This is a genomic window from Xanthomarina sp. F1114 (assembly GCF_026410255.1).
Lineage (GTDB): Bacteria > Bacteroidota > Bacteroidia > Flavobacteriales > Flavobacteriaceae > Xanthomarina.
In genome coordinates, this window is sequence record NZ_JAPMLL010000010.1 from 153,933 (window position 1) to 163,425 (window position 9,493).

The following is a 9,493-nucleotide window of genomic DNA, read 5'->3' on the forward strand; positions in this document are numbered from 1 at the left end:
TAAGAATTACGTCATCTAAAAGAAAAAACTCAGACATGTTAGACACGTCTGAGTTTTTTTTATTAATTATATTTAATGTAAATGTATTTATCTCTTTAAACTAAAGTGAGCTTTAAACTCTTTTTGAGGACCTTGACTTTCGCCTAATTCTCTATACTTTATAGTAAACCAGTAATCACTAGACGGCAATAACTCGCCATTATAAGTTCCATCCCATCCTGGACCTCCCGGATTAAGTTGCTTCAATAATTTTCCATAACGGTCGTAAATAAAGATTTGAGCATCGTATTGGTTTTGAATCCCAAAAATCTGCCATGTATCGTTATACCCATCGTTATTTGGAGTAAAGAACAACGGATAATCCATAACTAGAACCGTATCCACTGCTAATCCACAACCATTAATATCTCTGGCCTGAATAGTGTGCTCTCCAAATGGCACATTATTAAAAGTATAAGTATTACCATTTGGCTCGTTGCTTAACCACGGCCCATTATCTAAACTAAATTCGAATAAAGCAGCTCCGTCCCCCGTAGCTGTTACTTCTATAACATTGCTATTAGCAAAAGCCTGAGTTACAAGTGTAGCCGTTAAATTTGGTGGAGAACTCAACTGGACAACAGCTGTATCTGAACTTACACAAAGGTTATTATTATCTGTAACAATAACTGTATATGTTCCTTCTACCGTTGGCATATAAGACGAATCTGTGCTTAATACAACTGTTGGCGCTCCATCTTCAATCCATTCAAAAGTATAAGAAGTAGAACTTAATCCTGTATCCATTAATGGTGCTCCAATAACTTCGGTTCCATTAAGATTAACACAAATAGTATATACATCTTTTAAATCGAAAGCTGGAATAGGATCTACCTGTAATGTTAAGGGTTTAACATCATAACAAATTGAATTTGCGTTTGTATTATTATCTATTCGCACCCAAATAATTTGCGGGTTTGAAGTGTTAACATAAGGAGAAGATGTATCAATAGCTTCATTCATATTCTCGGCATCATCTTCAGATTCGTAATAAGTAATAATAAAGTTAGCTGGATCTTGTCCGTTTAATAATATGGTGTTTTGCGATAATAAATCAAATGCTACTGTATCGTTTGAAGGGTTCCCGTCAAACTCCATATTATCATCACATAAAGCATAAGTGTCATAATTCGGATTCACCTCAGCTGCTTCCTGAACTTCTATTAAGAAGCTCACTGTTGCAACATCACAAGTTGTAAGTGTGTTTGTAATATTCACAAAAATCTCTTGCGGATTAACAGCTTGTCCTGGGTTAGCAGGGTCCATCATATTGGTATAAGCTGAAGGGTTTGCAATAGCTCCAGTTCCCGCTTGAGCATCAGCTAAAGTGGTATAATAATTTACTTCAAAGTCTGGTTCTGGTTGTCCGTTTAAAATAGCATCATTTTGAACGGTTAAATCGAAAGTATAAAAACCATCTGTATTCAATTCACATGCTAAAATATCATCAACAGGAGTTGTAACTGGTAATGGATTTACAACAATCTCGAACGACACAATTGTATAACATCCCGTGCCATTATCTGCTGGAATATTTGGATCTCCCGTATTGGTGACACGAACATAAATGGTGCGTGTCTGACTTACATAAGCTGTAGGGTCTGGAATAGCATTAGCTCCAGATTCTGCATCTGCCATGGTTGTATGGTAGGTAGGTGTTTCATTATAAGCAATCATCATGGCTCCTTCATTTAGAGTAAGATCGAATGCTTCTTCTAAATCTCCAGAGTTAGTATCGTCACACAAATTCAAATCTGGTAATACTGGATTTGGCGTTGGTACTGGATTAACTATTAAAGTTAAAGTTGATAAGGCAAAACAATCTACACCGTTTTCTGTAGAAGACACTGTTACAAAAATAGTTTGTGGGTTATGTGGAAAACCATCAATAGCCGTATTAGCATAAGCTGTATAATCTGGAATTGGATTATTGGCTGTTACATCTGCCATGGTTTCAAAATAATTTACCGTCCAAGTAGAGTTCCCTCCTGTAATAACATTGTCTTGAACTGTTAAATCGAAAATAGCATAGCCATCATTATCTATCGTATCATCACAAATTTCATAAGATAAAGCTTCAGTTGTTGTTACTGGAACAGGCAATGGATTCACTATTAAATCTAAGGATGTTACCGTAAAACAGGTTGTTGTATTATTTTCAACTCGTACCCAAACGGTTTGGTTTGGTGCATTCGAATTGGTAAAGGCTCCAGGTGTTGTAATATAACTTGGAGAAGTTGTTCCCACTTCGGCTCCTGCCTGATCTGTATAATAAGTAACCGTATAATCTAACGGACTTAAACCATTTAAAATTTCTGTATTACTTGATGTTAAATTGAAGGTAGTCATCCCGTCTGCTGTACCATCATCGTCACAAAGTACAATTGGATCTGGATGTAATTCAATTTCTGGAGTTTTATCTACATAAATAAAGAAACTAATAATTGTCGGACAATCCGTTGTGGCTCCAACATAATCTACACGCACATAAATTTCTTGTTGATCAAGGTAAACGTTATTGTATGGACTACTAAGTGGTTCCACATTGTCAGATGCGTTTTGATATGTTTGGTGAAAGCTTACTTCCAAAGCTGGATCTGTTGTAATGAATGGAATGTTGCTATCTAAATCGAAAACACCATAGCCATCATTATTTGGATCGCAATAATGTAAATCAGGTGGAATATTTGCGGCTGGAGCTTCTACTACATTTAAGGTTAATGATGTGGTATCAAAACATCCTGTTGTTGCATCTTCTACTCTTACCCAAACCACTTCGCCATTGTTTCCAATATAGTTTGTTGCCGAAGGAGTTACTTGAGGCGATCCAAAATCTGCTGCTGCTTGAGTATTATAATAAGTAACTATATAATTAGTATTCCCACCCGAAATCTCATCATTCTTAACTGTTAAGTCCATTTCGGTCTCGCCATCAGGAATGTTATCATCGCATACAAATAATGGTGTTGGCACTACTACAACTGGTAAAGAATGGGTTGTAACAGTTTCAATACTACTAGCAATACAAGTTCCTGCTGTAGTATATTCAATGGAATATGTAGTTCCTGGAGTCCCTCCCGTTATTGTTCCTGTAGCTGGATCTATAGTTGCTCCATCTGTTGGGGCTGGGTTAAAAGCAAAAGTTCCTCCTGTATCTCCTGTAATGGTTGCTGTTGCACCATAACAATCTGGAGTTGTTGTAAAAGATGGGTCATCAACAAGAATAACTGTAACAGTTTCAGTACTGTTTGCTGGACAAGCCCCTGCCGTTGTGTACTCAACCGTATAAGTAGTTCCTGAAGTTCCACCAGTCACAGTTCCAGTATTAGGATCTATAGTAGCTCCATCACTCGGAACAGGATTAAAGGTAAATGTTCCACCTATTTCTCCTGTTATGGTTGCTGTTCCTCCATCGCAAGTTGCTGTGGTTGTAAAACTAGGATCTTCTGCTGGCAAAATTGTTATATTTTCTAAGCTTACAGCTGGACAAGGTCCAGCCGTGGTGTATTCTATAGTATATGTTGCTCCAGGAGTTGCATTAGTAATAACACCTGTTGCTGCATCTATAGTTGCACTATCTGTAGGTACTGGATTAAAGGCAAAAACTCCTCCGGCATCTCCGGTAATAGTCATGGTTCCTCCTGTACAATCTGGAGTAGTTGTAAAACTTGCATCTTCAGCAGGTAAAACAGTTACGGTTTCCATACTACTTGCTCCACAGGTTCCTCCAATAGTATATTCTATGGTATAGGTAGCCAATGGTGTTCCACCAGTAATAGTTCCTGTTCCTGGATCGATAGTTGCTCCATCGGTAGGCATCGGATTTAACGTAAAAGTTCCTCCTGTATCTCCTAATATATTAACTGTTCCTCCATCGCAAGTAGCTGTAGTTTCAAAACTAGGGTCTGCAACCGTTAAAACGGTTACATCTTCGGTAGAAGAATCCGGACAAGTTCCAGCAGTTGTATACTCTATGGTATAAGTAGCTCCCGGAGTTCCTCCTGTTACAGTTCCTGTTACAGGGTCTATTACAGCACCATCTGTGGGAGCCGGATTAAATGCGAAAGCACCCCCAGGAAGCCCTGTAACAGTAGCTACTCCTCCATCACAGGTTGGTGCCATTGTGAAAGACGGGTCATCTATTGGTGTTACTACAATTGTTTCGGTATCTGTTAGAGCACCATTACAACCTGTTGAAGGGTTTTCTATAGTTTCTAAAGTGATTGTTTGATCGACAGTTGCGCCTATTATAGTTACTTCTGCTTCTCCAAATGTGTCTAGCGTCACACTCTCTGTGGTATTTCCATCGGTGTTGTACTCCACAATATCTCCTGGGGTTCCTGTTAAGGTAAAAACAGCATCCTCCCCAGAACATATGGGCGAATTAGTCGTTATAGTTACAACAGGTATTGGTACAACATCTACTGTTTCTGAAACAGACATAGGTCCACCACAAACAGAATTTAAATTGTTGGCAGATAATAAATTAATTGTTTGAGAAGTTGTAATTCCTGTAAGTGTTATCTCGTAGGTTCCACTAGCATCTATAATAATTGTTTGTGTTGGCCCGCCATTAATATTATACTCTACTTCATCGTTTTCACCTCCTGTAATGGTAAAAACAGCATCGCCACCAGTACATGTATCTGGACTAGCAGTTACAGATACTACCGGGCTTGGAGGTACTACTACAGTTATTGGCTTATAAGCAACTGTAGAGTCTCCTGTATCGGGATCTGTATAGGTTACCTGCGCTATATATGTTGTGGTTACAGTTGGCGTAACAACTAAAGCATTTGGATCTGTACCTATTATATTATTAGCTTCATCTAACCATTGAAACGTGGTAACAACTGCTCCATTTGGAATAAATTGATAGGCTTCTGGAGTCATAAAATTAATATCCCAAACCCCAGTATTTCTCCCAGGTGCAGCAATACCTTGAGTGCCTCCTGGATTCTGAATCCCAATAGCAGCAAATCCGCCATTCCATGAACAAACAGGTTTTTGAAAAATATACGTTTCAACAATATTAGTCGTTTCATAAAACAGCATCATCTGAGAGGTATGCATGTCATTACAGTTATATTGTGCAGGATTATCAAAAGCAAACATAAAAACTCTAAAAGGCGCTTCTCCTTTAACACCATAAGAAATACTGTATGGCTGTGAATTAACAGAAGGTCTAGGGTCTATATCATGCATAGCTCCAAAAATATTAGCACCTTGAAACGCGGGACTATTATTTGGAATCTGATTAGTTCCATTAAAACTCCAAGCATGGTAATCGTTAGCTTTTCCCAGATTAAAACTTATAGCTCCATTGGCAGAAACCACACAATTAGTGTATGTTTGACCATAAAACTTAAATGGAAATAGAAAATTTATAACAGAACTCCAAACGTCATCATTGATTATTTCAGTATTGCCAGTTGTATCACCAAAAGTAAATGGTGGATTAAAAGAAATGGCATTCGCACTATAAGCATCAGTTGCTCCTATTTCTGTATAATCTGCACTTAGAGTTATGGGAGGTATGGTTCCTGTATTTAAATCTACACAGGGCCCTGTGGTAATATAACCATTTGTTCCTCCAGCGTACCCATTGGGAGAATCTGAGCTAAGTTCAATTACCGAGGCTCCGTTATTAAAAGTTGCGGGAAAAACACGTATTTCAATTTCGGCGGTATCACGATTGCTTGGATTGGCATTCTCATAAACTTCATAAGTAATATAATAAATACCCTGAGGTGTATTTGGAGGAATTTGAAGAAACCCTCCTGCCACAGGGTTTAGTACAATGTTCCCAACTCCATCGGGCACTACAGTTGTAATTGTATAGTTTGCATAGGTTGCAGGAACGATAGGCGTACCATTTAAATAATCGTTTTGCAGCACACGGTCTCCATAAGCGGAAGAAAGACCGGGATTATCAGATCTACCCACAACCACATCGTCTATGGCTAACATTTGAGCGTAACTAGTGCTAATTATAAATAAGCAAAATAGGGTAATTAACTTTTTCATAAGGAGAATCATCATAAAGTATATTTAATTAACAACCTACTGCTAATTAAACATCATTATATTGTTAAAATTGAGCTGAAAAATAAGAAAATTTTATTAAAATTTAGTTAAATTCTAATACTAATTAAATCTCTGTTAAGAGAAGGCCTTTAAATATGGAATTTCTTATCTTTGCAAATTAAATCACATATTTAAATTTTCGGATGAAATTTGATAAAAAAATAGAAGAATTAGAGTCGTTAGGAGAAAACCATATTGGAACATCCTCAGACACTCCTATGCGTGAAGATGCTTTTAAACTTACAAACGAAGAGAAGATTGACATTATTAAAGATGATGTGCAACATATTATGGAAACTTTAGGGCTAGACTTAACCGACGATAGCTTAAAAGGAACACCCAATCGAGTTGCTAAAATGTTTGTAAATGAAATTTTTGGAGGATTAAATCCAAAAATAAAACCAAACGCATCTACTTTTGATAATAAATATCAATATGGCGAAATGCTAGTAGAAAAAAATATTACCGTTTATTCTACTTGCGAGCACCATTTATTACCAATAGTTGGAAAAGCACATGTGGCTTATATTTCTAACGGAACTGTGGTTGGTTTATCTAAAATGAACAGAATTGTAGATTATTATGCCAAACGCCCTCAAGTACAGGAGCGTTTAACCATTCAAATTGTAAAAGAATTACAACAGGTTTTAAATACAGACGATGTAGCTTGTGTTATAGATGCCAAACACTTATGTGTAAATTCCAGAGGAATTAGAGATACGGAGAGCAGCACAATTACATCGGAGTTTGGTGGAAAGTTTAAAGACAAAGAAACCAAAAGAGAGTTTTTGGATTATATTAAATTAGACACTTCGTTCTAAATATTATTCGTATTAGGTTAGTTGCTTAGTCAATATTTGTTAATTTACTTTAGTAACAAGTCACTTAACAACAAGCAGCTAACGAATTTAGAATTAATGATTGTTGATTTAAAATTCTCAGCTAACCATTCAAGAATTTAACAATCTAGAATTTAGTTTCTTTGTATCCCTTAGAATGATAAATAAACAACTAACAACTCAACAAGAAACAGCAATGCCACTTTACAAAAACCAAGAGATAAAAATATATAATTCCCTTTCGGGCGAAAAAGATACTTTTAAACCTATCCACGAAGGTTATGTTGGGATGTATGTTTGTGGCCCAACGGTTTATAGCAATGTGCATTTAGGAAACCTAAGAACCTTTATGTCTTTCGATATGATTTTTCGCTACCTATTACATGTAGGCTATAAAGTTCGTTATGTAAGAAATATTACAGATGCTGGGCACTTAGAAAACGATGCAGATGTTGGGGAGGATAAAATCACAAAAAAAGCAAGATTAGAAGCTATTGAACCTATGGAAATTGTACAGAGATATACTGTAGATTTTCATAATATTTTAAACAAGTTTAATTTTCTTCCGCCAAGTATCGAGCCTACTGCAACAGGTCATATTATTGAGCAAATTGAACTTATAGAAACCATTATAGAGAACGGTTTTGCATATGAAGTTAATGGCTCCGTTTATTTTGATGTTCATAAATACAACCAAACAAACGATTATGGTGTTTTAAGCAAAAGAAAGCTTGAGGATTTAATCCATAATACACGTGAATTGGATGGGCAGAGCGACAAGAAAAATCCACAAGATTTTGCACTATGGAAAAAAGCTGAACCAAATCACATTATGCGCTGGCCTTCTCCCTGGAGCGATGGGTTCCCGGGATGGCATTTAGAATGTACTGCCATGAGCACGAAATATCTTGGCGATTATTTTGACATTCACGGGGGCGGAATGGATTTAAAATTTCCACATCACGAATGTGAAATTGCACAGAATAAAGCAGCAAAAGGGAAAGACCCAGTAAAATACTGGATGCACGCCAATATGCTTGAACTTAATGGTGCACGTATGAGTAAATCTACAGGAAATTATATAAATCCTGCCGAATTACTTTCAGGTGAAAATGATATTATGTCTAAATCTTACAGCCCTAGTGTTGTTAGATTCTTTATGATGCAAGCTTCTTATAGAAGTGTTTTAGATTTAACAGATGATGGTTTATTAGCAAGCGAAAAAGGTTTTAATCGCTTAATGGAAGCTATTAATTCTTTAAAGACTTTAACAACTTCAAATGAGTCATCAAAAAACGTAAAAGACAGTTTAGATATTCTAAGAACGAAGTTTTACGAAGCTATGAACGACGACTTCAATACGCCCATATTAATATCTTGGTTGTTTGAAGGAGTTTCTATTATTAACAAAATAAAGTCTGCTAAAGAAGCTATTTCAAAAGAAGATTTGAATCAACTTTCTATGCTTATGCATACCTTTGTTTTTGATGTTTTAGGTTTAGAACAAATTACAGAAACAGGTTCTGGAACAGAAAAACTATCAGGTACGGTTGAGCTTTTAATCAAATTACGTCAGGAAGCTAGAGCTAATAAAGATTTTGCTTTATCCGATCAAATTAGAGATGAACTTGATGCCCTTGGAATTCAATTAAAAGATGGAAAGGACGGGACGAGTTTCAGTCTGTAACATTTTCTAGTTTGTTGAAAAGTTGTTTCGTTGTACCCTCGATGACTCAATTTTTCGGATAAATATGTATTGTTAGAACCTTAGTTGTTCAGTTCTTTTATTTTAGTTCGTTATATTAATATTCTGAAATTTAAAATTATGCATGTTTACTCACTTGAAAAGCTAGAGGCTTGGAAAGAAAACATCCAGCTGTTAAAATTTATTTTTCTAAGATTATCTTTTGGATGTATGTTTAACCGGGAATGAAATCGAATAATTGAAGTCCCATTAGGGACAAAATATTGGTAAATAAAATAATTATTTTAGACCTCGTGCCTTTAGGTACGATATACAAATTGAAACATCCTGTACCTAACGGCACAGAAAACATATCAAAAACTAATGTCTTACCAATATGTAGTTCGGAACTTAAACAAAATTGTTATTCTTAAGAACTAACTGATAAACATTTATCCGCCCGAAGCTAATGCCAAGGAGGAAGTTAACGCCTTTACTTAAAAATTTTGAAGAAAATATTAACATACCCCTTTTTATTACTTATAAAAATATATCAGACGTTTATTTCTCCCTTAACGCCTGCTTCTTGTAGATTTCAACCTACCTGTTCGCATTATGCCAAAGAAGCTTTAGAAAAACACGGTTTTTTTAAGGGCGGAAAATTGGCGATTATTAGGATTTTTAGTTGTCATCCTTGGGGACGTTCTGGCTACGATCCAGTTCCCGAGACGGATGACAACTAAAAATTAGCCTGCTCGCATGTTCACTAAAAATGTACACAGTACATTTTCTTCTGCGTTCCATCGCCTTGGGGACGTTCTGGCTACGATCCAGTTCCCGAGAC

At 36.3% G+C, this 9,493-nt stretch carries 4 protein-coding genes; 3 read left to right on the plus strand and 1 reads right to left on the minus strand.

Features of this window, described 5'->3' with window-relative positions; all coding sequences use genetic code 11:
* Positions 1 to 87 precede the first annotated feature (87 nt).
* Positions 88 to 6,066: a T9SS type B sorting domain-containing protein gene (locus OS188_RS10030; protein ID WP_267148702.1), complete on the minus strand. Its 5,979-nt coding sequence runs from the start codon at positions 6,064 to 6,066 to the stop codon at positions 88 to 90.
* Between the two features lie 203 nt (positions 6,067 to 6,269).
* On the opposite strand from OS188_RS10030, the gene folE reads away from it, so the two are divergent.
* The 3 genes from folE to yidD all read left to right on the plus strand — a co-directional run bounded on the left by folE (position 6,270) and on the right by yidD (position 9,392).
* Complete coding sequence (gene folE / locus OS188_RS10035; protein WP_267148703.1) at positions 6,270 to 6,947, plus strand: GTP cyclohydrolase I FolE; 678 nt, start codon at positions 6,270 to 6,272, stop codon at positions 6,945 to 6,947.
* 214 nt (positions 6,948 to 7,161) lie between these two features.
* Positions 7,162 to 8,652 (plus strand): cysteine--tRNA ligase, encoded by a 1,491-nt coding sequence (gene cysS, locus OS188_RS10040; RefSeq protein ID WP_267148708.1) that lies wholly within the window; start codon positions 7,162 to 7,164, stop codon positions 8,650 to 8,652.
* Positions 8,653 to 9,155: 503 nt separating this feature from the next.
* Positions 9,156 to 9,392, plus strand: coding sequence for a membrane protein insertion efficiency factor YidD (yidD, locus tag OS188_RS10045; protein ID WP_267148704.1), 237 nt, complete (start codon positions 9,156 to 9,158; stop codon positions 9,390 to 9,392).
* Positions 9,393 to 9,493 lie beyond the last annotated feature (101 nt).